At 44.7% G+C, this 25,179-nt stretch carries 16 protein-coding genes; 2 read left to right on the top strand and 14 right to left on the bottom strand.

Translation table 11 applies throughout. The annotated features are described in order from the left end of the window. Nucleotides 1–250: 250 nt before the first annotated feature. The 9 genes from EWM62_RS09705 to EWM62_RS09665 all read right to left on the bottom strand — a co-directional run bounded on the left by EWM62_RS09705 (nucleotide 251) and on the right by EWM62_RS09665 (nucleotide 15,480). Nucleotides 251–844: a hypothetical protein gene (locus tag EWM62_RS09705; protein WP_129876451.1), complete on the bottom strand. Its 594-nt coding sequence runs from the start codon at nucleotides 842–844 to the stop codon at nucleotides 251–253. Then, on the bottom strand, nucleotides 844–1,710 hold the full coding sequence (locus EWM62_RS09700; RefSeq protein WP_129876450.1) for a hypothetical protein: 867 nt from the start codon (nucleotides 1,708–1,710) through the stop codon (nucleotides 844–846). Before EWM62_RS09700 ends, EWM62_RS09705 begins: the two co-directional genes overlap by 1 nt. A 217-nt stretch (nucleotides 1,711–1,927) precedes the next feature. Beyond that, nucleotides 1,928–2,485 (bottom strand): hypothetical protein, encoded by a 558-nt coding sequence (locus EWM62_RS09695; RefSeq protein ID WP_129876449.1) that lies wholly within the window; start codon nucleotides 2,483–2,485, stop codon nucleotides 1,928–1,930. Nucleotides 2,486–2,745: 260 nt separating this feature from the next. Continuing rightward, nucleotides 2,746–6,861, bottom strand: a complete 4,116-nt coding sequence (locus EWM62_RS09690) for a hybrid sensor histidine kinase/response regulator transcription factor (RefSeq protein ID WP_162499818.1) — start codon at nucleotides 6,859–6,861, stop codon at nucleotides 2,746–2,748. Nucleotides 6,862–7,103: 242 nt separating this feature from the next. Continuing rightward, complete coding sequence (locus EWM62_RS09685) at nucleotides 7,104–8,795, bottom strand: DUF5060 domain-containing protein (protein ID WP_129876447.1); 1,692 nt, start codon at nucleotides 8,793–8,795, stop codon at nucleotides 7,104–7,106. 17 nt (nucleotides 8,796–8,812) lie between these two features. Further along, nucleotides 8,813–9,871, bottom strand: a complete 1,059-nt coding sequence (locus EWM62_RS09680) for a glycoside hydrolase family 26 protein (protein WP_129876446.1) — start codon at nucleotides 9,869–9,871, stop codon at nucleotides 8,813–8,815. Between the two features lie 115 nt (nucleotides 9,872–9,986). Beyond that, nucleotides 9,987–10,910, bottom strand: coding sequence for a hypothetical protein (locus tag EWM62_RS09675; RefSeq protein WP_129876445.1), 924 nt, complete (start codon nucleotides 10,908–10,910; stop codon nucleotides 9,987–9,989). Between the two features lie 18 nt (nucleotides 10,911–10,928). Beyond that, nucleotides 10,929–12,434: a RagB/SusD family nutrient uptake outer membrane protein gene (locus EWM62_RS09670; RefSeq protein ID WP_129876444.1), complete on the bottom strand. Its 1,506-nt coding sequence runs from the start codon at nucleotides 12,432–12,434 to the stop codon at nucleotides 10,929–10,931. 22 nt (nucleotides 12,435–12,456) lie between these two features. Continuing rightward, complete coding sequence (locus EWM62_RS09665) at nucleotides 12,457–15,480, bottom strand: SusC/RagA family TonB-linked outer membrane protein (RefSeq protein WP_129876443.1); 3,024 nt, start codon at nucleotides 15,478–15,480, stop codon at nucleotides 12,457–12,459. A gap of 276 nt (nucleotides 15,481–15,756) precedes the next feature. Between EWM62_RS09665 and EWM62_RS09660 the strand changes: the two genes are divergently transcribed. Beyond that, a complete protein-coding gene (locus tag EWM62_RS09660) occupies nucleotides 15,757–16,293 on the top strand; it encodes an OmpA family protein (protein WP_129876442.1) in 537 nt (178 codons plus the stop codon). A gap of 68 nt (nucleotides 16,294–16,361) precedes the next feature. Here the strand turns inward: EWM62_RS09660 and EWM62_RS09655 are convergent, their stop codons facing one another. Together EWM62_RS09655 and EWM62_RS09650 are read right to left on the bottom strand one after the other, a co-directional pair. Further along, nucleotides 16,362–17,672 (bottom strand): hypothetical protein, encoded by a 1,311-nt coding sequence (locus EWM62_RS09655; protein ID WP_129876441.1) that lies wholly within the window; start codon nucleotides 17,670–17,672, stop codon nucleotides 16,362–16,364. A gap of 85 nt (nucleotides 17,673–17,757) precedes the next feature. Beyond that, nucleotides 17,758–18,360 carry a trimeric intracellular cation channel family protein gene (locus EWM62_RS09650; RefSeq protein ID WP_129876440.1) on the bottom strand — a complete coding sequence of 201 codons (603 nt, stop codon included), beginning with the start codon at nucleotides 18,358–18,360 and terminating at the stop codon, nucleotides 17,758–17,760. 107 nt (nucleotides 18,361–18,467) lie between these two features. Here EWM62_RS09650 and EWM62_RS09645 point away from each other — a divergent pair, with 107 nt between their 5' ends. Beyond that, entirely contained in the window at nucleotides 18,468–19,712 is a 1,245-nt protein-coding gene (locus EWM62_RS09645) for a cystathionine gamma-synthase family protein (protein ID WP_129876439.1), read from the top strand. A gap of 27 nt (nucleotides 19,713–19,739) precedes the next feature. On the opposite strand, the gene EWM62_RS09640 is transcribed toward EWM62_RS09645, so the two are convergent. The 3 genes from EWM62_RS09640 to EWM62_RS09630 all read right to left on the bottom strand — a co-directional run bounded on the left by EWM62_RS09640 (nucleotide 19,740) and on the right by EWM62_RS09630 (nucleotide 25,176). Continuing rightward, nucleotides 19,740–19,919 (bottom strand): hypothetical protein, encoded by a 180-nt coding sequence (locus EWM62_RS09640; protein WP_129876438.1) that lies wholly within the window; start codon nucleotides 19,917–19,919, stop codon nucleotides 19,740–19,742. Nucleotides 19,920–19,971: 52 nt separating this feature from the next. Further along, complete coding sequence (locus EWM62_RS09635) at nucleotides 19,972–23,793, bottom strand: hybrid sensor histidine kinase/response regulator (protein ID WP_129876437.1); 3,822 nt, start codon at nucleotides 23,791–23,793, stop codon at nucleotides 19,972–19,974. 213 nt (nucleotides 23,794–24,006) lie between these two features. After that, the gene (locus EWM62_RS09630) at nucleotides 24,007–25,176 is read right to left on the bottom strand and encodes a chondroitinase-B domain-containing protein (RefSeq protein WP_162499817.1); all 1,170 of its coding nucleotides are present in this window, start codon (nucleotides 25,174–25,176) and stop codon (nucleotides 24,007–24,009) included. Nucleotides 25,177–25,179: the final 3 nt, after the last annotated feature.

Below are 25,179 nucleotides of genomic sequence, written 5' to 3'. Positions count from 1 at the left end.
TACATATAAGCACGCGACCCGACCCTGTATAACTATAAAGATAAAATTGGTTTACAACTAAGAGCAATAATAATTTTTACAGGCGGGTAAACTGTTACCTGCTGTGTGCGGGTGTGTTTTAGAAAAGCAATGGCAGAAGTACTATTTTACTGTAGCCCCGCTTTCCCTCCAAGCCGCTGATAGAAGCGGGCTTAGTTGGGGGGATTTAGGGACAAGTGGGGACAAATGCGGTAGTGTCGTTGGGCTTTAACTACATTTCATTATTCAGCACTTTGCGTTTCACTTCCTCTGTATTAAAAGGCATTCCGTTATATACTCTAAGCCAATAATTTATTACTCGCTTATGATTTTTAATCTCATCATAAAGTTTTTTTCCTTGTAATTTTTCATTGAAATCTATGGTATTAAATATTGTATCTATTCTTTCTTTAGTTTTATCAGAAAGAAACTCAAATGGATAAAGATAATTAATATTAATTTTTTTAATATTAGTAGAATCTAGTATTCCATTAACCATAGGCCTAGCTTTTTCTAAATTATTTAAGTAATTGGCCACAAATATTTGCGGACAAACTATAGCAATACAATTTACTAGTCTTTTGTTCAATTCAATGCTTCTGTCTGATTCATACAAATCGTTTTCGGAAAGCACCTTACATTTTTGAATGTAAAAGATGAAATTATTGAAATCGGTTTTTGCTAAGCTCACCTGATAAAAAGCTTGGAATTGAGCAATTTCATTTAATATAAAAAATTGCTTTTCCTTATTTGTCTCTTTCTTTAAGATTCTTAGATAAGTTTGTAAAAAAATGTATCGTTGATCATTTGACCAGGCCGGATTCATTAAAATATCAGAATAAAAAAAAATCCTTTATTACTAATATCAAAATTATCCATCATTTGCTTCTGGATGTCAGCAATTACTTTTTCATCACCAGTGCTGAAAAATAAAACAAAATCACATACGCCAAGTAAATTAGGCACGGATAACCGTTTATACTGAACTAGGCTATCGACTATTCTTTTAGCTATTTTGGGATTATTGGCAATTTCGTTAATCAAATACTTTACACTCGGGTTATTTGCCCAAGCGGACTTTTTAATCGATAAAAGATTGTATTCCGCTTCTTTAAATGTAATGGCCTCATTAGTGGAATCTAATTTTTTTTGAGCATCAAACAAACCTGTGTGAAGTTTTGCTGCGTTGGCCAAAAGCATCTTATTAACATCTTTGCTTCTAATAATTTTTAAATTCAGTTGTTGATTGACATTGTTTAGTTGCCCTATTTGCGACCAAAGACTCGACTTTTTGTTTTCCAGATCTTTCCGTGTTGCAGAAAGCGTGTCATTTATTCTTGTAAGTTGCATGGACTGCAAGATTTTAGAATTTGTGTTTAAAATTGTTTCGATTTCGTTTCTTTCTTTGTCGATTTCTATCTTTGTGCTTTGAGATTTTAATACATTAGTGTTCGTGCCAATGACATAAGTAACTATGGCTAATAGTAGTGCGGCTAGGATTTGAATAGCCGGCAGCAAAGCACTTTTTAACCAATGGGTTTCTTGTTTTAACTTTTTTGTCGTTAAAATTTCATTAGTTAACTTTTGCTTTTCTGACTCATTTATCCAATGAGTTTCAATTCCAAGCTTTTTACCTATAAGAATTTCATTTTGTAATTGCTGATTCTCAAGCGCTTCCTTTTTTGTTGTCATGAAAATAAAGTTTAATAAAAATTAAGTTTAATAACTTAAATACACTCCGGTTGATCGAAGTTTCCAACTTAACCCAAAACACGTTAAGCCTTTTTCTACAAAAAAAAACAGATCCTTAAAATGCTTTCGATCTGATTGAAATATTTTCACATCTATTAACGATGCTAAAGACCCCAACAATAAAAACAATGAGCCTGGTTTTCATTTTTATTAGCTTTTAATATGTAAAGAGTATCCAGATTCCACCAGGGAATACTAACCATTTAAGTGGTATCGGGAGGTATGGTGTACATAGTTTTACACGCCCTGAGGACTCTAAATATTTCAACCAGAAAAAAGTTAAAATAGCAATCAAAATTACTTCCCATTTTTCGATAGCCTTATTATTATCTGATGAATTAAAGATAAGTGCCACTGCAAGTAATGACACAGCTGCAAAAAGTGTCGCTACGTATTCACCAATAAAGGTTAGTTCAGAAGCTTCTTGAAAAAAGGTTGGCTTTTCTAAAACTTCGGCAGGTTCAATAGAATTTATATCGTTTTTAGCAGATTTTGATTCAAAAAGCTTTGCGCCAAATTTTTCCCCATGTTTTTTTACTTTTTGCTTTGCTATTGTAATAATATTTAATAAAAATATGATTCCTATAGACACCACCCAAATCATTAAACTGTTAGCAAAAGTCTTTTCCAATTTAAAGACATCAAGGGTCACATAGCCCAAAATCAGCGTGAGCAAGGTACCCAATATAATTGGGAGCTTTAATAGATTATACATTGCAATAAGGTAAGTCAATACTAATATAATACTTTTTAATATTATAATAATATTAAAAACAGTTAATTTTTTCGCGCCAACTGGTCAAAGTTTTCAACTTTAGTAAAGGATGCTATAGTAACCGAGGGCCTTGCAGATACGCAAACCGTAAACAATATTCTCGCCGAACTGGAAGCATTCACCAATGACCCTCAAACTATCATCAGCCTCCCGCGGATCTTTAGGGTATGGGGTGTGAAAGAGTAGGCAGAACTATAGATTTATTTCAAACTCGGCAGCCTGTTTTTTGCCCTGTACTCGTTTGGCGAGCAGTTAAAGATCTTTTTAAATTCCCTGAAAAAGTAGGTTTTGTTATTGAACCCCGTGCGGTAAAAGATCTCGGATACGGTTAGGTCAGAGCCGGTGAGCAGTGCCGATGCCTTTTGGATCCTGATGTTGCGGATCAGTTCGGTCGGGGTCATATCCGACAGGGTTTTTATTTTGCGGTACAGTTGGATCTTGCTCAGGTTTAAGGCATTCTCCAGGAATGCGCCGTCGAGTTCTTCATCAATATTTTCCTCAATAACCCGGGTTACTTTTTCGATGAACTTTTTGTCACTATCACATACATCCCTGCTATCCAGATGGGCTGCCACATTGCCCGAGTTGAATAACTGGTGCAGCTTATCGCGGTATTCCAGCAGTTTTTGCACCCTCACCAATAAATGTTCGGTTTGAAATGGTTTGGGGATGTAGGCATCGGCACCGCAACTGTAGCCCTCTGTCATATGCTCGGTGGTGGTACGGGCAGATAGCAGCACAAAAGGGATGTGGCAGGTTTCGGATGTGTTTTTGATCAGATCGCAAAGCTGCAGGCCGTTCATATCCGGCATCATCACATCGCTGATGATCAGGTCGGGCATGGCGCGGTGGATAACTTCAAGCGCCTGCTTACCAGTTGAAGCCTCGTAAATAATATAACTATCTCCTAAAATATCTTTCAGCAGGTAGCGTATCAGCTGCTCATCATCTACGATCAGGATGGCCTTCTTCTCCTCCTGTTCAAAGCTTTTCACCAGCGATTTTTTATTATTATCAGCCACGGTGCTTGGGTCGATGGTTTTTGGCCCGGTAGTTAACGAATTGAATATGTACGATGCATTATCCGTTTTATCACTATCGGTTATCTGCTCATGTTTGGCCGGGATATAATTAAGCGGCAGCAATGCTTTAAAAGCTATCCAGTTATTTTCGCAGCTTACGGTAATTTCGCCGCCTAATAGCTGCACTATCTGGCGGGTAAAGGCCAGCCCAATGCCCGAGCTGATCTTGTTTTGCTGGCTGCCATCTACCACAAAAAACTTATCAAACAACTGCCCCACTTCGCCTTCGGTGAGGTTGCAGCCCGAGTTGGCCACCACAATTTTTAACCGGTTGGTGTTTTTGCAGGCATCTACCGAAAATATGATGTACTGCTTAGCTACACAATGTTTAAATGCGTTTGATAGCAGGTTAAAAATGATCTTTTCCAGCTTATCCTTATCCATCCACATACTGATGCCTGGTTCGATATGGATAGAGAAATCAAGTTCCTTCTGATCCACCAGTACATTGAATAAACCTGCGCGGTTGCTTAACAGGTCCGACACGTTAAAATGGCTGTAATGATTTTTCAGCTGCCCCGATTCCGCCTTCCTGAATTCCAAAAGCTGGTGCACCAGGTAATGCAGCCTTGATGCCTCCTGGCTTACTATGGACAGGAACTGCTTGCCCTGCTTTGGCTCTTCTACGCGTTTTGTTTTAAACAGGTAACGCTCCAGCGAACCCAGGATGAGGGTTAACGGGGTTTGCAACTCGTGCGCTATATTGGTGAAAAAGTTTATCTGCTCCTGGTGCAGGTTCTCGTCCTTTTCGCGCAGCATGTGTTCCATTTTCAACTCATGCTCCATCAGGAATTTGTTTCTGCGGTAGCGTACCAGCAGGAAACCCGCCCCGAATAAAACCACCGCGTAACCCAAAAACGCCAAAGGCGACAACCACCAGTATTGCTTAACGGTTACGGTAAAGGCGGTAACACCCGGCGTCCACGCCCCCTCCCCGTTCGACCATTTTATCTTCAGCGTATAATCCCCCGGCGGCAGGTTGTTGTAAATGATCTTTTCGTGCTTACCTATAAAGTGCCAGCCCTTATCCGAGCCTTCTAAAAAATAGGCGTACTGGCATTTTTGCGAATTTATATAGGTAATAGGCTGCAGGTTCAGCTCAAAATAGTTATCCTGCGGCTTTAACACATAATGCTGGTTAATAACCGAGCCGTTACGGGTTAGCACCTTTAGCCCGCGCTCGGGCGCGTTCTTTCCGGCAAACTGCATGTCCGAGATCAGCAAATGCGGCTGCTCGTTACTTACGTGGATATTTTGCGGGAAGAAGTAGTTGAAACCGTAAATACCGCCAAAAAACAGCATGCCTGCTTTATCCTTCCAAACAGCATTATCGCTAAACTCGTCGCTCTGTAAGCCGTCCGATTCTTTATAATGCACGATCTTAAGGTTTGTCGGGTTGATCTTGGCCAGGCCCTTATTGGTGCTTATCCAAATGTTGTTGGCGTTATCCTCGCTTATGGCATGGATGGTATTGTTGGGCAGGCCATTATCTATATGCAGTTTTTTAAACACGGGTTTTGCATTTTTTACCGCTTCGGCCTCGTTTACCCAGTTTAGCCCAAAGCTGGTGCCCACCCATAAACGCCTGCTGTTATCTACATAAATCGACAGCACATCGTTGTTTGACAGGCTGCCCTCGTAGCTACTGGCCTTCATGGTGCGAAACTTTTGCGTTGTTTTATTGAAAACGCTTAAGCCGCCATACCGGCAGCCTATCCATAAATTATCGCTGCTGCCCTGTGCAAGGGTATATATTACATCGTTGCCCGGCCCTTTGGCATCGCCTGTGTACTGATATTTGGTAAGGTATTTTATCCTGATTTTACCGTTATCCCGTTCCAGTTTTAGGTGCACCAGGCCGCTCTCGTTCAAGCCTAGCCAAACCGAGCCATCCTTATCCGACAAGATACAATGCACCGAACCAAAAGCCGGGTAAGCGCCGCTGTTGCTGATATCCTCCCATTTGGTAAAAGATTTGGTTTTCAGGTCGTAAAGGGTAACGCCCGCGGCATCCGAGCCGATGTAGGCAAGTCCATCGTTTCCTTTTTCGATGGTGTAAACACAGTTATCCAGCAGATCGACGTTGGTGTGAAACGATTTAATGGCCGAGAACGCCACATTTTTGCTGCCCCAGTTTTTTATGGTGATGATACCGTTGCCTTTGGTACCTATCCATAGTTCGTTATTGATCTCGGCAAATGCCCTAACGGGGATATGGAACGATTGCCCGTTTGGCTGCTTTTGCACAATACCAAAGTAGTTCTCCTTTTTGGCCACCTTTAAAACGCCGTTACCATCCGTGCCAAACCATAGCAGGTTGGTGGCATCGTTCATAAGCGAGGTTACCCTTACGTTCTGCAAAACCGGGATCTGCGCGGCTATGGTGCTTACGGGTTTAAACTGCTCGTCGTATTCGCCAATACCTTTTGATGCCCATGCAAAAACGTAGTGCTGCTTAAAAAAACTCATAGAGCGTACCTCATGCGGCAGCTTAAGCAGGCTTTGCTTTGCGTATTGTTTGGTAATACCAACCAGCACACCACCTTTAGTGGTATAAAAAACCTGGTGGTTGGCCATAAAAACATTATCAACATCCTGCACCGAGGTAAACTGCTTAACCGACTCGAACCCCGCAGGCGTTTTCCGGAATGCTTCCAATATGCCATTATCCTTCAGCAGCCAAAGGGTGCCCTGCTCGTCAAACAATATCCGCAGCAGCATAAAGTTGCTCAGGCCTTTTATGTTTACTTTATTAAAACTATCGGTTTGGGTATTATATATGGATAGCTCGGAGCTGTTTTTTCGGGCCGCGTAAACCTGTCCCTTGTTATCAACGGCTACGGTGTACCCGTTTGAGTTTACCTTTTTTGGGTTATAAAAGTAGTTGGTAAAATCGCCTGTATTTTTATTGAATTTAGACAGGCCCTCAACCGTGCCTATCCAAATATTGCGTTTGGTATCGCCGGTTATCTGGTAAATAACGTTGCTGGCAATGGCGTTTTTGTTATTCGCTTTCTCGTAATTAAATACGTGGATGTTGTTTCCGTCATAAAAATTCAAGCCGTCCCAGCTGCCGAACCAAATGATATTGTCGGAGTCCTGGTAGATGGTGTTGATGCAGCTGTTTGACAATCCGGAGCTATTATCTATCTGCTGGTAACTGTATTGCGCACGGCAATCATCAAACCAAAATAATAAGCCAATACAGGTAACAAAGGCGTATAAATATCTCATATACAAAAGCATAAGCAGATATAAACACAGCCCGCTTTTTACAGCAGTAATTTTGATATTAAAAAACTTAAGATGTGTTTATAACCGGTAAAACAAACTTAAAAATTAAGACAGCATAAGAGTAATACTATTTTAACATTTAATAATGTTTAACTAATCATAAAGTGCCACCAGTTAATCTGAAACAATATTTTTACACAATTTTAATGTGTACTAATCACACACTATAAGAAGTTAAGCAATTAATCAGGCGATATAATGAGCACCACCTCCTGCCCGGCGTTTAGTTTAATGTCCGTAATATTTAGCTGACCATTAACCAATTTAAATTGAGCGGTTTGTGTTATTTTTAAGGTAGATGGATAAAATATCTTTATTACCGGCTTAGCTCTATTGGCGTATGCAATTGAAACTTCCTGCGTAAGGTCCTCACCGGTAGTGTTAAGCAGGTAAACAAAGTACTGTTTACCGCATTGCACAGCCTGTGCATGCAGCCTGCCGGCAGCAACATCCACCGGTACAAATTTACCATTACCGGCTATCAGCATCATATCGCTAACCTGCCTTACCCCTTTAAAGTAAGGTGCCATTTTCTGGTCGTCGAACAATTCCCACCACCAGCTCATAGGGAGTATTGGCGTGGGGCTAAACATACCATACCATAAGCCCCGCTTAAAATCAAAATTAGCTTCTTTGGCATACTTGGGGTCATCATCTTCCCACCTAAAACCAAACTCGCCCACAACGTAAGGCTTGCGGTAATTTTCGATATAGTCCGGGTAAATGGCCGGGATCTTTTCGGTGTGCTTGTAGATGTGTTTCTGGTTAAAATCAAGGTAGGCCAGCGAGTTCATTCCTGCTATATCACGGTGCGATACGCTGGTGGTCACCAGGTGATTATATGGGTCCATGCCTTTCAAATACCGGCCCATATCATCGTGCCATTGGGTTATTAAATGATGCGGGATCAGGATGCTGTCTTCTTTGGTAAAGGCCGCGTTATCCACCTCGTTAAAAAATTCGATGGCCGCGATATTGGTGCTGTATCCCCAACGGGCAATTACGTAGCGCAACTTGTTTTTATATTTTTGCTTCGCAGATGTCAGGCTAAAAAATTCTGTAGGCGTTTTAGCAGGGCCGCCGTTTACCTGGTTGTAAGGACTATCCTTCCAGCCGCCCTCTTCCATCAGGTGGCCATGCCAGTCGAGCGTGAGCATAAAGTACAAGCCAAGGGAATCGGTCATGCTCACCAATTCGTCCATGCGCTTAATGGCGCCGGGGTTAAAGTATTCATTGGTGCTGTTGTATCGCTTAGTAGCATGCACCTTTTTCCATTCCAGCGGCAGGTTCCAGTAGCACATCCAGGTGCGGAAAAAATTAGCGCCGTTTTGCGACAGCGTTGGCAGCAGGTGGTCGTAGGTAAACTTTGCCTTTTCGAACGAGCGCGATTCCCAGCCCACATTCTCGCCTATCCCGCGGAAAAGCTGTCCGTTATCAAATTTAAACGTCCACAGGTTGTTCTTATGCAAAAAGCCGGGCTTGCCCGATGGCAGCACATTGAATTTTCCCTTTGCGCTTTCGGTGATTTTACCTTTGGTATTCAGCACAAAATAATAGCTGTATACCCCGGTCTCCTGGGCTGAAAACCTTGCTTTCCAGGCAGATGAATTGCTATCGCCCTTATCAAAATAACAGGGCAATACAAGCGGCTTGCCCGATGGACTGGTAAGCACCATATCCAGGCTGATCTCGCGCTGATCGTATGGGTTTGTGAAGGGAACGGATAGTTTTATATCCCACTCCGCTTTTTCATATTCGCCTATTTTTTTGTTTGTCAGGCTATAGCTGATACCGCCGGTTTGCGCGCAGGCAATGCCCGCGCGCAACAGCGATACTACAACCAGTACACCAATTACTCTGTAGAAGTTTTTCATTTATGTATAAAGATAGTTTACCAACCCGGCATTTTATCAAGGTTTACCACATTTGGCGATGTGTATAAAGCCTTTACCTGCGCATCGGTATTGGCCGAGAAGGTAAGCTCGGACCAGCTCATAAAAAATGTCCATTTAGGCTGCGCCGATAACTGCGCGGCGGTGGGCAATTTATCACACTCGCCTATAGCAATGGGCTTCCCTTTTGCCGCGGCTACCATAATATTGTATTTGGCTGCGGTGTAGCCACTGCCGTCGTAAAAATCAAGGGCAGCTATATCCCAATAATCCGCGCCGGGGTTGTAGGAGTTCATGTCGCTTTCAAGTGTGCCAAAATCCTGCATATCCCAAACCCATACCAGGTTGGTAAGGCCTTTGGTATTGGTCATGTAATTGTGCAGTTGCTGGTAAAGTTTGCGGGTACCGTTAGGGCCGGGCCTTCCGCCCCACCAAAACGCGCCCTGGTTCATTTCGTGATAAGGGCGCCATAGCACCTCTACATTTTTATCTTTTAACTGCTGCAGGTAAACGCACACCTCGTCAACCAGGTTTTTCCATTGGGTGTTAATGGCGGTACCATCGGTTAACAGGTCGGCCCATTGCGCATCGGTTAGCTTGCTTTTAACACCGCTGGCGTCAAAGCCGCAGGGCTCGGCCAATGCCGGGTTACACGAGTGCCACATAATGTTGACGATAGCTCCCTTTTTAAACTGGGCCTCGGCTTCGTTTATCATTACCTGGCGGTTGTTAATGTTATCTTCCTGGAACAGGAAATCGCCGCTCCATAGCGCCGGATACTTACCGGTTACATTATAGGCCTTATCCGTCCAAACCTTTGGGGTAGTGTTTGGCTCGCGGTTATGGATACCCGACAGCGTTTTAGTGCCTGTTATACTATATAAATACTTAAGCGATTTAAACGGCGTATTTGGTACAACGGGCGGGTCTACCACTACAGCAGGCGGGTCGTTTTTTACGGGGGTAATATTGTTTCCGCCATCCTTACCGCACCTTATTATCGAAAATAAGACAACAACAGCAACCAGGCACACCAACGGAAAATATCTTTTTTTCATAAGGTCTGTTATTAATAGTATCAACACTTTAATCTTTTTCAGAAACACAGTTTTATAATTTATTATCGTGCAAAAAATGCCACGGCGGCGCAGGGGCACGCCGCCGTGCGGGCATTTATTGCTTTTTTACATCTATCCAGTACACGCGCGGGTGTTTTACAAACTTGTCGTAATCCGAGTAAATGTTATTCCAGTCGTCGGTACCGTTCAGGGTAAACATAAACGAGTTATCGGTTACCGTTCTGGATTTGCCGTTACCCAGATCGGTGGTAGTACCCGGAGATACAAAGGTGGCGGTTGTGGTTGTGCCGTCGGCAGATTTAAAAATCACCTTATTAGCGTTATAATCGTGTATCCAGGTACCCTCGCCTTTTGGTATGGTACGATAGAAATTATTTACATCCGTTGGCGGGTTTAAAATGTATTTAAAGTCGGCGTATTTACCATCCGCGCCGGCGTTATTAGTAACCGTACCTGTAGTATTACCATCGGCGGTTACGCCTGTATAAACAAAAGTGAGGGTGTTGTCCTGTTCGGCTTCGGGGCCGCCCACCGCGGGCCATGCCCATGGCTTATCGGTCATTTTAACAACGCCGCCTCCGCCATACTCGGGGCCGGTACCGCCGTAAACCACCAGGCTTTGCACGTTAAACGTGCCCAGCAACGGCTCGGTAAACGGCACAAGCTCTACCGTCCAGTCGCGTTTTTCGCCGGTTTCGGCGGTTACGGTGTAAGTTGCCTGGTTATCGTGTGCGGCAAAGTCTATCGGGCTACCCGATTCAGGCGCGACCGATGATTTATAAGATGTTTGGATATTGGCCTTAACGTTCTCGAATGTTGTACCGTTCTGCATTAAAACGCGCACGGTAACTTTTGAGTTCGCGCGGTCGACCACGGCCGGACCAACCTGTACCAAGCCTTCGCCAAGTGTTACGGCCTCTATGGCGCGCTCGTGGCTCTGGATGCCTTCTGATGGGTCCTTTTTACAAGCCCCCAGTAAAATAATGGCTATGATGAATATATAATTTATACGTTTCATAATGATTGTAGCTTTTAGTTATTTATTAAGGTTAGGGTTCCTGTCTACCTCAGATTGCGGGATGGGGAAGAAATACGGGTCGCCGGTTACGGTTTTGCCATATTTATCCACCAGTATCTTCTCGATGTTATGCGTACGGCGCAGGTCAAACAAACGCTGGCCTTCAAAGCAAAGCTCCCACGAACGTTCCTGCAAAACAGCATCCCTGAACTGCTCAACGCTTAAAGCAGGGGGCAGATCGCCAAGGCCGGCACGGTTCCTTATCGCTTTTACGGCGGCATAACCTTCGGCAGTTGGCCCGCATGCTTCGGCATAAACCAGCAGCACATCCGAATAGCGCAGGATAGGCGTATTGCAGCTGGTTTGGTCGCCGGCCTTCCAGCCGCTATCATTAAACTTATTGCTGAACGGCCTTGTGTAGGCATCAGTAATGCTTAGGTTTTGCGTTGGCCCTGTGCCCGAGTTACCGCTGCCAACATCATAAATGGTTGATATAATGAGTTCGTTCTTCCTTTTATCGTTGTTATCAAAGCTGTTGTAGAGCGCGGATTCGGTCAGGAACTCGTTAAACCCGCCGGGAACAAAAACACCGTTTGGCAGCTTAAAATTAAGGTTGGGCATAAACATTTTTGGCAACTTTGAATACAAACCTTCGTTGGTACCTGTGCGGTCGGCAGATGCATCCCAAAGGTGCTCGGGGCCATCCTTTTTATTTACATCATAGATATCAACCAGGTTTGGCGACAAGCCGTACACGGTTTGGTTATTTACCACCATGCCCGCATACTCTTTTGCCTTGGCATACATCTCATCGGCATTGGTCACAAAATCGTACCCCGGCGAACCACTGTCTTTGCCCGATGCCAGTGTTAAATACACTTTTGAAAGCAGGCCCCATGCCCCTACCTGGTTAACACGGCCCAGGCGGCGTACCTGGTCCATCATACCCGCGGCTGTGGTCAGGTCAGATATCACCTGGTCGTAAATATCCTTCATGGATGATTTTGGCAAGTTGGTTTTACTTGGGTCGTCCACCGGCTCCAGGTGCATAGGCACGGCGCCAAATAATCTTACAAGGTTAAAGTAATGAAGTGCGCGCAGCGTGTAAGCCTCACCTACTACCTCGTTACGGGCAGCCTCGCTCATCGCTGTTATTTTAGGCACATAGGCAATTACCAGGTTGGCGCGGTTGGCACCAACATAAGGCAACTGAAAGCCCGGCCTAAGTGTGGCATTAACCGGCGTTGCGGCCAATTTATCAAGCAGAACGTTATCGGCGCTTTTACCCGCGGCAATCTCGATATCCTCGGTAGGCGCTTCGGTAAGGGTGATAAAATTACGCGAGTAGTAGTCCAGATCGGGCAGTATGGAATAGGCGTAGATCAATGCCGAATTTGCGTCTGCCTCGGTCTTATAAAAGTTGCCTGTGGATAAGAAACCGTAGGGCTTTTCTTCCAGTTGCTTACGGCAGGCAGTAAATGATGTTGCCGCCAGTATCAACGCTATATATTTTAATTTTTTCATGTTTAATTCAATTTTTATGGAATTAGAAACTTACGTTAAGGCCAAGGGAATATGCCCGCGGCTTGCGGTAATTGCCTCCAAATTGTCCGTTCTCGCCAACTTCAGGGTCGTAGCTTGGGTTAAACTTGGTAAAGGTGTACAGGTTGTTGCCCGAGAAGTATATCCTTAGGTTTGATATCCCCTTTACAAAATTCGGTTTAAAGTTGTAGCCCAGGTTTACGTTCTGGATACGCAGGAACGACCCATCCTGTACGTACCAGTTCGACGCGTAGTTTACACGGGTAGAGTTTACGCTCGGGTAGGTATTGCTTGGGTTATCAGGGGTCCAGCGTTGTAATTGCGCGCTTGGGGTAAATTTCGAAAAATTGAAGATATCGTTACCCTGCACACCATAGATCTGCGCCGATAGGTCGAACCTGTCGTATTTTAAGGATGTATTAAAGCTGTAGGTGAACTTAGGGTTGGGGTTACCAATAATGTATTTACCGTTTTGCCCTACCGGCAGCGGGCCGCCCGCGATATATTTAAGATCGCCGGCTTTTTGGGTGGTGCCATCAACCGGTGATGTACCGCCATCCTGCTGGTTAATGCCATCAAAAAGGTATCCTACAAAAACATTGGCAGGCTGCCCGTTTATGTAATAGTTTAACGGTGCGCGAATAGCTTCGATATCGCCCTGCGCGGCTTCGATGCTGTTACCACCACCAATGTTTAACACCTTGTTGCGGTTAATGCTGATGTTACCGCCAACATTCCAGCTTAGCTTGCCCTGCAATACCTGCGCGTTAACACCCAATTCGAAACCTTTATTATCTATTGTACCGTCGTTTATCTGGATAACGCTGTAGCCCGATGATAATGCTATCTGGTTTAGGCGAAGCAGATCAGTAGTGTGTTTGTAGTAATAGTCTGCCGAGATGGTAAAGCGCTGGTTAAACAGGCCTATATCTACACCAATATCTAACTGGCGGGTGGTTTCCCATTTAAGGCTTTTATTGCCCAGCCCGTTAAACACTTTGCCGTTTACGTTCGATCCATCGTTAAAGAACGGCGGGCCGTAACCTGTCTGGAAACCTCCGTCGGTAAAGTATTTGTAGCTGCCCAATAATGATAGCGACTGATAAGGCGAGATCCCCTGGTTACCCACCAAACCATAGCTGCCGCGCAGCTTTAATTCGGATATTTGCGGAATGGCTTTCATAAAAGCTTCTTCGTTTACCTTCCAGGCCACGGCACCGGTAGGGAAAAAAGCATATTTATTGTTCTCACCAAATTTCGACGATCCATCGGTACGCGCGGTGAACGTGAACAGGTAACGGTTAAACAACGAGTAATTGAAACGGCCGTAGTACGATTCAAGCACTGTGCGGGTAAGGTTATTACCTACCACGTAGGTAGTTGCGCCGGCAAGGTTCTCGTTCGCCAAAATATCGTTCACAAAACCCTGGCCCTGTATCAACGAGGTGCGCACGGTGGTGTTCTCGTAACTGGTACCTGCCACAAAGTTGATGTGGTGGTCTTTCCCAAAATCGCGGTCGTAGGTTAAAAAGTTTTCTACAATAAGGTGGTTGGCGCTGTAATTACTCAGCTGCCCAAATCCCTGAAACTGGTAACCGGTTCCGGTAGCGTCGCGCGGCTGGTAATTATCGCTGATGGAGTTACCGTAAGCATTGCTGATACGGCTGCGTAAATTAAGGCCTTTGATGATATCCCAGCTTACAAAAGCCGATGAAAGCAAGTCGATGGTTTTGCTTTGGTTGGTAACCTCGTTGGCAATTTGCAGCGGGTTGCCGTAATCGTTACTGCCGATGTGGAAGTAAGTACCGTCGTCATTTAAAGCAGGAAATATAATAGAACGATCTACCGACAGGCCCTGCCCGTAGTTTTTGGTCCAGGTGCTTATTACGTTGATACCCGCAGTAACATTCTGCTTCAACTTTTGCTCCAGGTTAACACGGCCGATGTATTTTTCGTAACCGTTTTTGATAGCCAACCCCTGCTCGTTATAGTAATTGCCGGATATAGAGTAGATGGTTTTATCGTTACCACCATCAGCCGACAGGGTGTAGCTTTGCGATATAGGGTTGCGGTAAACCAGCTTGGCCCAATCTGTATTATACGGCCATTTAGGTTTTGTAGGGTCGATGCCACGCAGCTCGGCTACCGACGGGTAATACGTACCACCGATGGTTTGCCCCACATACTGTGGCGCCTCGCCACCGTTTATGCGCGCGTCGTTGCTTAAAATGGCAACATCGGCAGGGTCGTGGAACAGGTCGAGCTTATTGCCTAATGTTGATAAGGTGGTAAGCGTACTTAACGAGATCCGCGCCTGCCCGCTTTTACCTTTACGAGTGGTGATCAGGATAACGCCGTTGGCCCCTCTTGAGCCATAAATAGCGGCTGATGATGCATCCTTCAGCACCTCTACCGATTCGATATCATCAGGGTTTACCTGTTTAATGTCCCCGGCATCACCTAAGGGGATCCCATCGATAACAACAAGCGCGTTGGCATCACTGCGCGAACCGTAGCCCCTCACCCGGATAGTTGCCCCCGCGCCGGGCTGGCCCGATGGTGCAATAACCTGCACACCGGCAATTTTACCCTGCAACAGCTGGTCTACATTACCTGATGGCACACGGTTTAGTTCGCTGCCCTTTATGGAGCCTACGGAACCGGTCACGTCGCGCTTTTTAGTTGTACCGTAGCCTACCACTACCACGTCGTTAAGATCGCGGGTGGCGTTTTGCAGGGTAACATCTAATTTTGCTGATGTGCCCACCGGCAGCTCGCGGGTTTGCATACCCACAAACGAGAATACCAGGGTTGCATCCGGCCCCGGTACGGCTATGGCATATTTACCGTTAACATCTGATACCGCCCTTGTGGCCGTACCCTTTACCGCTATGGTAACACCGGGCAAGGTTAACCCTTCCTGGTCTGCTACCGTACCTGTAACCTGCCTTTGCTGGGCTAACACGCTTGCGGCGTTAAAGCAAAGTAAGATCACACAAACAAATGTTGTGTAAAAAATTGTCCTCATAAATTTATAGTTGGTTTATGGGAACAATATTACTTTGGCGGCAAAACAAGTAATTACACTATACTTACTTAGTAGTACACAAACGCGTTAAATACCCTGCAGTGCACTAAAACACCTGCTTATTGGCTGTACAAAAACACTTTTTTGCTTTTAAGGTTAAATAAATAACTACAGCATTATAATGCTTTTTTAACGGACCTGCTTGTGGTGTAAATTTCTATATTTACAATATCGGGCAACCGTTACCGTTTTTTTTATTTACCAAATCATCTAAACATGAAGTTTTTAAAAACATTTTACCTACCATTTGTAATTATATTATCCATTGCAGTATTGCCATCCTGCTCAAAAAAGGTGATGAAACCATCGCCGCCGTTCATAGCCCCGGCAAGCAATACGCCAACTACACCGCCACCACCGCCACCGGCACCTCCAAAACAAACCCCGCCGCCACCGCCACCGGCAGCTCCGGAGAAACCCGACTATAACTTTAAAAACATACAATTTGAATTTAACTCGGGCATATTAAAAACAGATGCCTATCCGGCTTTAGATAAAGCTGCTGCCGAGATGAAGAAAGATCCGTCAGTAAAATTTGTACTCAACGGCAATTCATCTGCCGAGGGTACCGACGAGCATAACATGTCGCTTAGTGTTGAGCGAGCGAACGCTGTAAAAACCTACCTGGTTAATACCGGTGTTAACGGCGCCAACCTTGAAGTGAAAGGCTACGGCGAATCGAAACCCATAACCTCAAACGCGACCGAAGAAGGCCGTGTGCTAAACCGCCGTGTTGAAATAAAACTGCAATAGTAGTATTAGCTTATAAGGGGGCTAAGCGTTTTTACGCTTAGCCCCCTTTTATAGCTTGTTGATACTGATCACTTCTTCACCAAATCTGCCGGGTTTACGGGGTTGCTTAGCAGATGGCCAAACAGTTCCCAGCGTTTTTCGGGGGCTTTAGCGGTGCCGCCGTTACGTTCGATGTAATTTTTAACCAAGTCCTGCCCATAGTTGTAGTTGATAACATAACTGCGGTATTTTTTGATGAAGCTGATGGATTTATCGGCAGTTTCATCATTCATCAGGCAATATTTCCTCAGATAGCTGCGGGCCTTGCTTTCGCTCATGGTATCGTTTATCAGCCCACGGGCGGCCTCGTTACGGGCATAGTTTAGCCGGCCTTTTATGGCAAGCGCTTTAAAATACATGTCGATCCCCGCGGTATCTAAACCCGCCAGTGGCAACAATACGCTTTTGGCAAACTTTACCTTATCATCCCCCGGGAAAGCAACCTCGATACCATAATTGGCGCTGCCCTCAGCAATAAGCGATTGCGGACTAAACAGCGGATAAAGCGAGATCTCGACCCATCCCCTGTCGTGATACAGGTTTTTCTCCAGCAGCATGTTATATACATGATGGCCGGGGTAACTCTCGTGGCTGCCTACATCAATGGCGCGGTCGATAAATATTTTGGTGTCGGTGTTGATCTGTACGGTGCTTTGGTATTTACCTTTATACCAGTTATAACCGCTCCAGGGCTTATCGGTAACATACTCTAACGCAAAGTTTTCGCCGGCGGGCAGCTGATAGTGGGCAAGGGTGCGTTTACGGGCTTCGGCAATAGCAGCTTTCATCACCGCATCCAGCTTATCTTTGGGGATCACAAATTTGTTGGCCAGTTTCTGAAACCTGTCGTTCACGTTACCTTTACCGGGCAGTAAACTGTCCAGCTTATCTATATCAGCTTTAAAAACTTCTTCGGCATAGGCCGGGGCGGCAACCCCAAACAATTCCCTCGATTCTTCATCGAATGAGCGGTAATCGCCTGAATAGATCCTAACACGGCGCCCAAAAGCTATCAGTTGGTTGTACATCCAGTGGGCACGGATCTTATTGGAATCAACTTTCGAGGCATCAGCTATCAGCTTTACATCGTTCATTAAACTGTTTATATTGGCCAGCAGGCTATCCCTGGGGAAGGTTTTATCAGTAATTTCTTTTGGTTTCAGCGAGTCGGGGCCGTAGTAGGCATCCACAAAATCGCTGTCGTACTGGCCAATGCTAAGGCCAAGGGTTACATACTCTTGCGCAAGTTTGTTCAGTTTTTTACCCTCAACCGTATCAGAAGCCTTTTGCTTGCACGACAGCATAAACAGCACGGGTATAATAAGCAGTATTTTTTTCATGGGGGCAGGTGTAATGTGCTGCGAAGTTAAGGAATCCTTTTTAAAAGGGCAGCGGGATTACCAACAGCGATACATAATAAACACCTTAAACCCTGGGCAAACGCCAGTTATAGCGCACCGCCAAAATACGAAAGGCGCTTATCACCACCACAGATGCGCCTTCGGCTATTTGCGGCTCAACCACGGCGCGCAAAAGGATGTAACAGATGCCGCCTGCAATACATGGTACGGCATACAGTTCCTTATGAAAAAGCACGGGGATATGGTTCAGCAGCATATCGCGCAGCACACCGCCAAAGCAGCCGGTAATTGTACCCAGGGCAATGCAAATGCCCGGGTTAAAATTGGCAGCCATGCCCTTTTGGATACCGATGATGGTAAACAGGCCAAGGCCAAGCGCATCAAACACCAACAGGGTAACTTTAAGGTTTTTAACACTGCTTTTAAAAGCGATGGTAACTATGGTGGTACCTAAAATTATTAAAGGTGTATTTACATCGCGCAGCCACGAAACGGGGGTGTTACCAATAAGCACATCGCGCAGGGTACCGCCGCCAATAGCCGTTACAAACCCGAGTATGAGCACGCCAAAAACATCCAGCCGTTTCTGCATGGCCGAAAAAGCGCCCGATACCGTGAAGGCCATAATGCCCAGTATCTCGATAACAGATGAAAAGCTTAAGTGCATATAGTTTGTAATACAAACCTAAGTTTTTACAGCGATATAACCATTCGCTTTGCTTTTTCAGGCTCATATAGCTATAATTGCGGATTATTTATTCTTTCTCATCTATCATGACCAAACAAAAAGGATTCACAACCACCTTATTGCACGCCGACCGTTTACGCAAACCCGAATTTGGCGCTTTGCACCAGCCTATACATACGGCAGTAACATGGGGCTTTGATGATGTACAGGGGCTTGTGGATGTTTTTCAGAATAAAACAAAAGGTTATGCCTACTCCAGGCAGGGTAACCCTACTACCGCGGCTTTAGAAAGCAAGGTTACCATGATGGAGAACGGCCTTGCCACCATAAGTTTTGCTACCGGCATGGCCGCTATTATGGCAACCGTGTTTGCATTGGTTAAAAAAGGCAGCCACATTATTGCCAGCTCGTACCTGTTTGGTAACACCCGCAGCGTGCTGCAAACCTTTACCGAAATTGGCTTAGAGATCTCTTTTGTAGATGCCACATCTGTTGAAAATATAAAGGCCGCATACCAGCCCAACACCTGTATGGTAATGGTAGAAACCATTGCCAACCCTGCAACGCAAATTGCTGATATGGAAAACATAGGCGATTTTTGCCAGGAAAAAGGATTGATCTATGTGGTTGATAATACCATGACCTCGCCCTACCTGTTTAAACCTGTAACGGTTAAGGCATCGCTGGTGATAAACGCATTGACTAAATATATTGGCGGCCATGGCAACGCGCTGGGCGGCAGCGTAACCGATACCGGTTTATATAACTGGGACAAATACCCCGGCATTGCCCCGGTACTGCGCCAGCAAATAAAACCCGAACTGCTTGGCATAACCCAAATACGTAAACGCGGCCTGCGCGACGGAGGCGGCACCCTGGCGCCCGAAGCGGCGCACACCATATCGGTAGGTGCCGAAACGCTTGCACTTAGATTAGAACGCGCCTGCGGTAACGCCGGGGCTTTAGCCGAATATTTGAATGCACACCCACTGGTGAGCAAAGTTTATTACCCGGGGCTTAAAGACCACCCGCAGCACGGGCTATCTAAAAAATTATTCCGCTACCATGGCGGGCTGATGAGTTTTGCCTTAAAAGACGGCGTTGATGTATTCGCGTTTTTGAACCGCCTGCAGGTAGTGATAAAAAGCAGCAACCTGGGCGATACCCGCACACTGGCTATCCCGGTAGCACAAACCATATTTTTTGAGCTTGGTGCCGAACGCCGTGCCGAAATGGGAATCCCCGAGGGGATGATACGCCTATCGGTTGGTATAGAAGACCGCGAAGACCTGATGGAAGATTTTGAGCAGGCTTTTAACGGCGCATTGTAATTATCCTGTTAACTATATTTCGGTTATTTAATTACGGCAAACTGTTACCATTGCTTTAACCGGCTCGTTAGCCGCGCGCGCAGGTTGGTTACCACATTTACCAAGCAGGGTATAAATAATAATAAATATAACAATGGTTGACAGGCAGCCTCCGCCTAATTTCTTCGCGCCCCAGGCGGCAATTATCCCTCTGAAAAAATTGTTCATTTTAGTGTGTTTATATCGCTAACACAAATTGGGCTGGAATAGTTTTAAATGTTCAATTAATTGAAGATGCCCGCTTTAATACATCTGAGTGCGCTTTTTCAAGATGGACCAACAACTCGGCAAAGCCTATGGGTTTCGACATGAAGTAGTTCATGCCCGCTTCCAGGCATTTTAGCTTATCTTCGGGCATTGCGCTGGCCGTCATGGCAATAATAACCGGCTGGTGAGTGTTTTGCCGCCTTATCATTTGGGTCGCCTCCAAGCCGTCCAGCTCGGGCATTTGCACATCCATTAAAACCAGGTCGAATTTTTCTATCTGGGTTATGTCCAAAGCTTCGCGGCCGTTATTTACCATAAAAGGCTCGTAACCAAACTTCTTCAGGATCTGTTTTATAACTTTTTGGTTAATGATATTATCCTCGGCAACCAAAATCCTGAGCGGAAACTTTACGGCGAAATTAGCAGATATGGCTTCAGAGCCTTTGCTTTGCGGGGTGGTTACGGGTAGTTGCCCGTCTACTTGCATTACCTTGCACAGCATGCTAAAAGTTACATTGGTGCCCTTATCCAAAGCACTGTCAATATTCATCGTTCCGCCTAAAAGCTCAACCAACCTTTCGCAGATGACCAGGCCTAAACCGGTACCGCCGTACTTGCGGGTGGTAGACGAATCGCCCTGCGAAAAAGGCCTGAACAGCCTCGAAAGCTTATCCGGCGAAATGCCAACACCCGTATCCTTAACTTCAAATGATAGTTTAGCATCTCCCTTATCCAAATAAAGCAGCTTAGATGTAACAGATACCGTACCTGTTTTTGTAAACTTTAAGGCGTTGCCAATAAGATTTATTAAAATTTGCTTTAGCCGCAGCCGGTCGCTTATTATTTTTTCGGGGATGTTTTTATCGATATCATAAGTAAGCCTGATATTACTTTTAGCCGCCTGGCCGTTAAACATCCTCAGCACTTCATCAATACATTGCCGCGGGTCAAATTCGTGGATATCAAGCACCATTTCGCCAGATTCGATCTTAGAAAAATCCAGTATATCGTTTATCACGTTAACCAGGCTTTCGCCGCTTATACGGATAGTATCGGCGTATTCGCGCTGTTCGGGGTCAAGTTTGGTTTCGCATAGCAACGATGCCATACCCATTACGCCGTTCATGGGGGTGCGTATCTCGTGGCTCATGGTAGCCAGGAAAATACTTTTTGCACGGTTTGCCCTTTCGGCCTCCATCCTGGCTTTCAGTTCCTGTTCGCGCTGGTCCCTTAACTCTTCTGATTGCGCCTGCAACTCCTCGTTTATAGCAGTTAATTCTTCCGACTGGTCCTGCAGCTCGCTGGCCTGCTTTTCAATTTCCGCGGTACGCTGTTTAACTAATTTTTCCAGTTTAGCTTGCTTAGAACGTATATCACTAAGGCGAAACCTGTAATAACCATACAAAATAACGGCAACTACAACCACGCTCAAAACCTTAAACCACCAGGTCATCCAAAATGGAGCTACAATTGTAATGTGTAGCTGGGTAGGCCTGGCATTCCACACACCATCATTATTGGCTGCCTTTACCTCGAAAATGTACTCACCGGGATCTAAATTGGTGTAAGTTGCCCTGCGTTGTGTACCTACATCATTCCAATCTTTTTCAAAACCCCGCAGCCGGTAAGCGTACTGGTTTAAGGCAGGCAGCGTATAATTCAGGGCCGTGTACTCGATAGTAAATACCGATTGCCTGTAGTTAAGCCTGATTTCCTTTGTTTGTGTGATAACCTGCTTCAGCGGTGAATTGTCACCCACAGTTACCGTTTTGTTAAATAGCTGAAACCCGCTTATTAATATCTGCGGCGCTTTGTTGTTAACAGGCAAATTCAATGGATCGATAATATTGAAGCCGTTAAGACCCCCAAACAACAACTTGCCGCTTTGCGTTACTAAACCGGCCCCTTTTGAAAACTCGGGCCCCTGTAAGCCGTTAAGGTTTGTAAAATGCCTGAAACTGCTTGTGCCCGGTTTAAAGCGTACCAGCCCATTTGTGGTACTTACCCATAAATAACCATGCTTATCCTCGGTAATAACATTGATTATGGAATATACAAACCCGTTTGGGAAATGGTAAGCCGAAAACCTTTTTTGCTTTTTATTATACAGGTTTAAGCCACCGCCTATTGTGCCCACCCAAAGGTTGCCTTTGCTATCCTCAAAAATATCGGCAATGGTGTTATGGGTTAACCCGGCGTTATACACTTTAAACTGTTTAAAATTGTGTTTAACCGGGTTATATAAGTTTAAGCCATCGTATGTGCCTACCCATATGTTGTTTTGCTTATCCCTGTAAATAATGCGTACATCATCGTTACTTAAACAGTTTACCGTATCGCGTATATCATACCGGTAACGCGTTGTTATAAGCGAGTTATGGATAATATTTATACCGCCTTCATCAAGCCCAACCCATATATCATTATCCTTATCCTGCATTAACGAAAAAACCGTATTGCCACTCAAGTCCTTTGCGGTATTGCCTTTTGAATAATGCGCTATCCTTTTGGTTTTGTTTTCGATAACATCCAGCCCGCTGCCGTAAGTACCCGCCCATATTTTATTATTCTTATCCTTTAAAAGCGAAAGTACCTTACTGCCGGTTATGCCGGCTTTATCGTGTGTTAACGTCAGCGCAGATTTATCCAGGTAATTTAACCCGCCGCCGTCTGTGCCTATCCATATATCATTACCCACTTCGGCAAACGATAAAATATGATTATTGGTTAAACCATCGGGCGTATCCTTTTGGTTAGAAAACTGGATAAACGAAGGGATGTTATTATCATATTTTATTACACCCGATTCAAATGTGCCAACCCTTAATACGTTGCCGCTATCTAATACATAGTTAATAGAATTTACCTTGTTGTAAAACTTATTATACCCGTGGCTAAACGTTTGCGAAGTCTCGTCAAAAAGTTCTAAACCTTCTTCGGTACCTACCCAAAGCTTACCGCTTGCTGAAACCGCAAGGCAAAAAACAGAGTTGTTGGTAATGGTATTTTTATTGTTTGCCTGGTGACTGTGATGCGAAAACGACTCATCCTTCCGGTTAAAAAGATCAAGGCCGCTATCGGCAGTGGCTATCCATACGTCGCCGTTATTTTTTATGAGCAGGCTGCGGATATGGTTACTTGCTATGCTTTTGGTATCTGCAGCACTATGCGCGAATACTTTTTTTGCCCCGGTTTTATAATTAAACTGAACCAATCCGCCGTCGGTACCCAGCCAAAGGTTGCCGTTTTTATCTCCTGTTACCGAGTAAATATGATGCTCGGGGATATAGTCTTTATCCTTCTCATAAAAGAACCTTTTAAACTGGTGGGTTACAGTGTCGAGCAGGTTTAATCCCGAATAAGTACCCACCCAAATGTTATTTTTTCTATCGCGATATATGCTTGTTACATCGTCATTTGATATAGTAGTTGCATCATTTTTATTGGGCAAAAAATTTGTAAACGAATCGGTATTGCGGTTATATAAACTTAAGCCCCCGCCGCCGGTGCCAACCCATAAATTGCCTGCAGCATCTTCGGCAAGGGTGTTGATATTATTTATTTTTAACGAATTTTTATCGTTTGCGCTGTGGCGGTAAATTTTAAAGCTGTACCCATCATAACGGTTCAGGCCATCATCTGTAGCAAACCACATATAGCCAACCCTGTCTTTAAAAATAAATTTAACGTTGCTGTGCGAAAGGCCGTCGCTTATGGTTATAGTTGTTTTATATGCATTTTGGTATTGCCCGCAAACTTTTATAGAAATAGCAGACAATGCATTTATCATTATGAAGATAAACACAGGTATTTGCCTAAAAGATCGTCTGCTCATTAAAACTATATTTATTTATAATGCCTTAACCACATTAGCAACACTAATTAGCAAGCATATTATAAATTTAGGGTGGATTTTGGTTCCCCATTTTTACGTAAGTTAAATATAAAAGTTGTATTTTTCCTTAAATGAAAATATTGTAATTAGTTAATACAATCCCCTTATTGGCTGTTAATGTGACAATTAAATAAACCTGATATTCGCCAACCCCTATTGCAGCACCGGGGTTTTGGTATCGGTAATGTTATTACCCTCTAACAGGTTATTAAATGGCGCGATATCCTGTATGGTACGCGATGGGTAGCGTTTGGTATCAAACTTACCGGTCCAGTCGGCGTTTTTGCTGCCGCCTACTAAAATACCCGTATCGCAACGCGAGATGCGGTTATTTTTGATAATACAATCACTTGCGGCAATATAAAAGCCGGTATCAATTTTACCTTTAGCCATACCGTACATCAGCCTGATGGCTATAGGCAGGCCCTTAAATGTGTTATTGGTAATGGTATGGATTGTGCCGTTAACGCGTATGCCGCCCGTGCCGCCTGCAAAGTTGTTGCTGTCTACCAGGCATTCGTGGCCGCCGCGCATCACCAGTTCGCCGTGGCAATCTTCAAAATAATTATTGATGTACCGGTTGGCCGATGCCTTGTTGCTGATCACTTCGGGCTCGCCGTTGCAGCGTATAAAACGGTTATCGCGCACGGTTGCGTACGAATAGCGGTTGCCAAGCAATATGGGGTCCTGCCCTATTTGCACACATTCGCCGCCGTTATTGCCTTTCCAGGTTACGCTGTCCTTATCCATAAAGGTGTTATGGTCAATTAATGTATATAGCGATACATCATTGGCGCTAACCCGCACTTGTACTTCCTGGTTATTAAAATTGCCTGCGAAGCTGCAATGGTCAACCCGGTTATGCCCGCCCGGGCCGGCTACCACTACGATGGGCATAAACTGCGCATTCACTGTATTTTTTGTGAAAATGCAATCGGTTATGCGGCAATATTTAGCGGCCTTTATTTCAATTAATACCACATCGGTGCCCTTCTCCTTAAACAACTGGCAGCCTTCAAATTTCAACCCTTTTACCTGCACATAGCTGCCTGCTATTTGAAATACCGCCTGGTGCACTTCGCCCGAAAACACAACCCTGCCTGTATTTTCCGCCCTGATGATAATGGGCTTTGCTGCACTACCGTTGCTGTTAATGGCCGTACTCCAGTTATTGTAGCTACCGTTGGCAATTACTATTTCATCGCCGGGTAAAACACCCGCTGCGGCTTTGTTAAACTCGCCGGGGGTTTTTACTTTATATATTTTGCCAAAGCTTAACTGGAAAGCGCACAGGCAGCCAATGGTTAATAATAAGTTTTTCATCAT

Origin of the sequence: Mucilaginibacter terrigena, assembly GCF_004168255.1 — a bacterium.
In the GTDB taxonomy this organism is placed as follows: domain Bacteria; phylum Bacteroidota; class Bacteroidia; order Sphingobacteriales; family Sphingobacteriaceae; genus Mucilaginibacter; species Mucilaginibacter terrigena.
The sequence above is the reverse complement of the archived record's forward strand: the minus strand, read 5'-3'. Positions and strand labels throughout refer to the sequence as shown.

What these genes read in the sequence shown, in the direction of transcription:
- EWM62_RS09705 (WP_129876451.1), bottom strand. Translation starts at nt 844, where the DNA reads ATGAATCCGGCCTGGTCAAATGATCAACGATACATTTTTTTACAAACT.
- EWM62_RS09700 (WP_129876450.1), bottom strand. Translation starts at nt 1,710, where the DNA reads ATGACAACAAAAAAGGAAGCGCTTGAGAATCAGCAATTACAAAATGAA.
- EWM62_RS09695 (WP_129876449.1), bottom strand. Translation starts at nt 2,485, where the DNA reads ATGTATAATCTATTAAAGCTCCCAATTATATTGGGTACCTTGCTCACG.
- EWM62_RS09690 (WP_162499818.1), bottom strand. Translation starts at nt 6,861, where the DNA reads ATGAGATATTTATACGCCTTTGTTACCTGTATTGGCTTATTATTTTGG.
- EWM62_RS09685 (WP_129876447.1), bottom strand. Translation starts at nt 8,795, where the DNA reads ATGAAAAACTTCTACAGAGTAATTGGTGTACTGGTTGTAGTATCGCTG.
- EWM62_RS09680 (WP_129876446.1), bottom strand. Translation starts at nt 9,871, where the DNA reads ATGAAAAAAAGATATTTTCCGTTGGTGTGCCTGGTTGCTGTTGTTGTC.
- EWM62_RS09675 (WP_129876445.1), bottom strand. Translation starts at nt 10,910, where the DNA reads ATGAAACGTATAAATTATATATTCATCATAGCCATTATTTTACTGGGG.
- EWM62_RS09670 (WP_129876444.1), bottom strand. Translation starts at nt 12,434, where the DNA reads ATGAAAAAATTAAAATATATAGCGTTGATACTGGCGGCAACATCATTT.
- EWM62_RS09665 (WP_129876443.1), bottom strand. Translation starts at nt 15,480, where the DNA reads ATGAGGACAATTTTTTACACAACATTTGTTTGTGTGATCTTACTTTGC.
- EWM62_RS09660 (WP_129876442.1), top strand. Translation starts at nt 15,757, where the DNA reads ATGAAGTTTTTAAAAACATTTTACCTACCATTTGTAATTATATTATCC.
- EWM62_RS09655 (WP_129876441.1), bottom strand. Translation starts at nt 17,672, where the DNA reads ATGAAAAAAATACTGCTTATTATACCCGTGCTGTTTATGCTGTCGTGC.
- EWM62_RS09650 (WP_129876440.1), bottom strand. Translation starts at nt 18,360, where the DNA reads ATGCACTTAAGCTTTTCATCTGTTATCGAGATACTGGGCATTATGGCC.
- EWM62_RS09645 (WP_129876439.1), top strand. Translation starts at nt 18,468, where the DNA reads ATGACCAAACAAAAAGGATTCACAACCACCTTATTGCACGCCGACCGT.
- EWM62_RS09640 (WP_129876438.1), bottom strand. Translation starts at nt 19,919, where the DNA reads ATGAACAATTTTTTCAGAGGGATAATTGCCGCCTGGGGCGCGAAGAAA.
- EWM62_RS09635 (WP_129876437.1), bottom strand. Translation starts at nt 23,793, where the DNA reads ATGAGCAGACGATCTTTTAGGCAAATACCTGTGTTTATCTTCATAATG.
- EWM62_RS09630 (WP_162499817.1), bottom strand. Translation starts at nt 25,176, where the DNA reads ATGAAAAACTTATTATTAACCATTGGCTGCCTGTGCGCTTTCCAGTTA.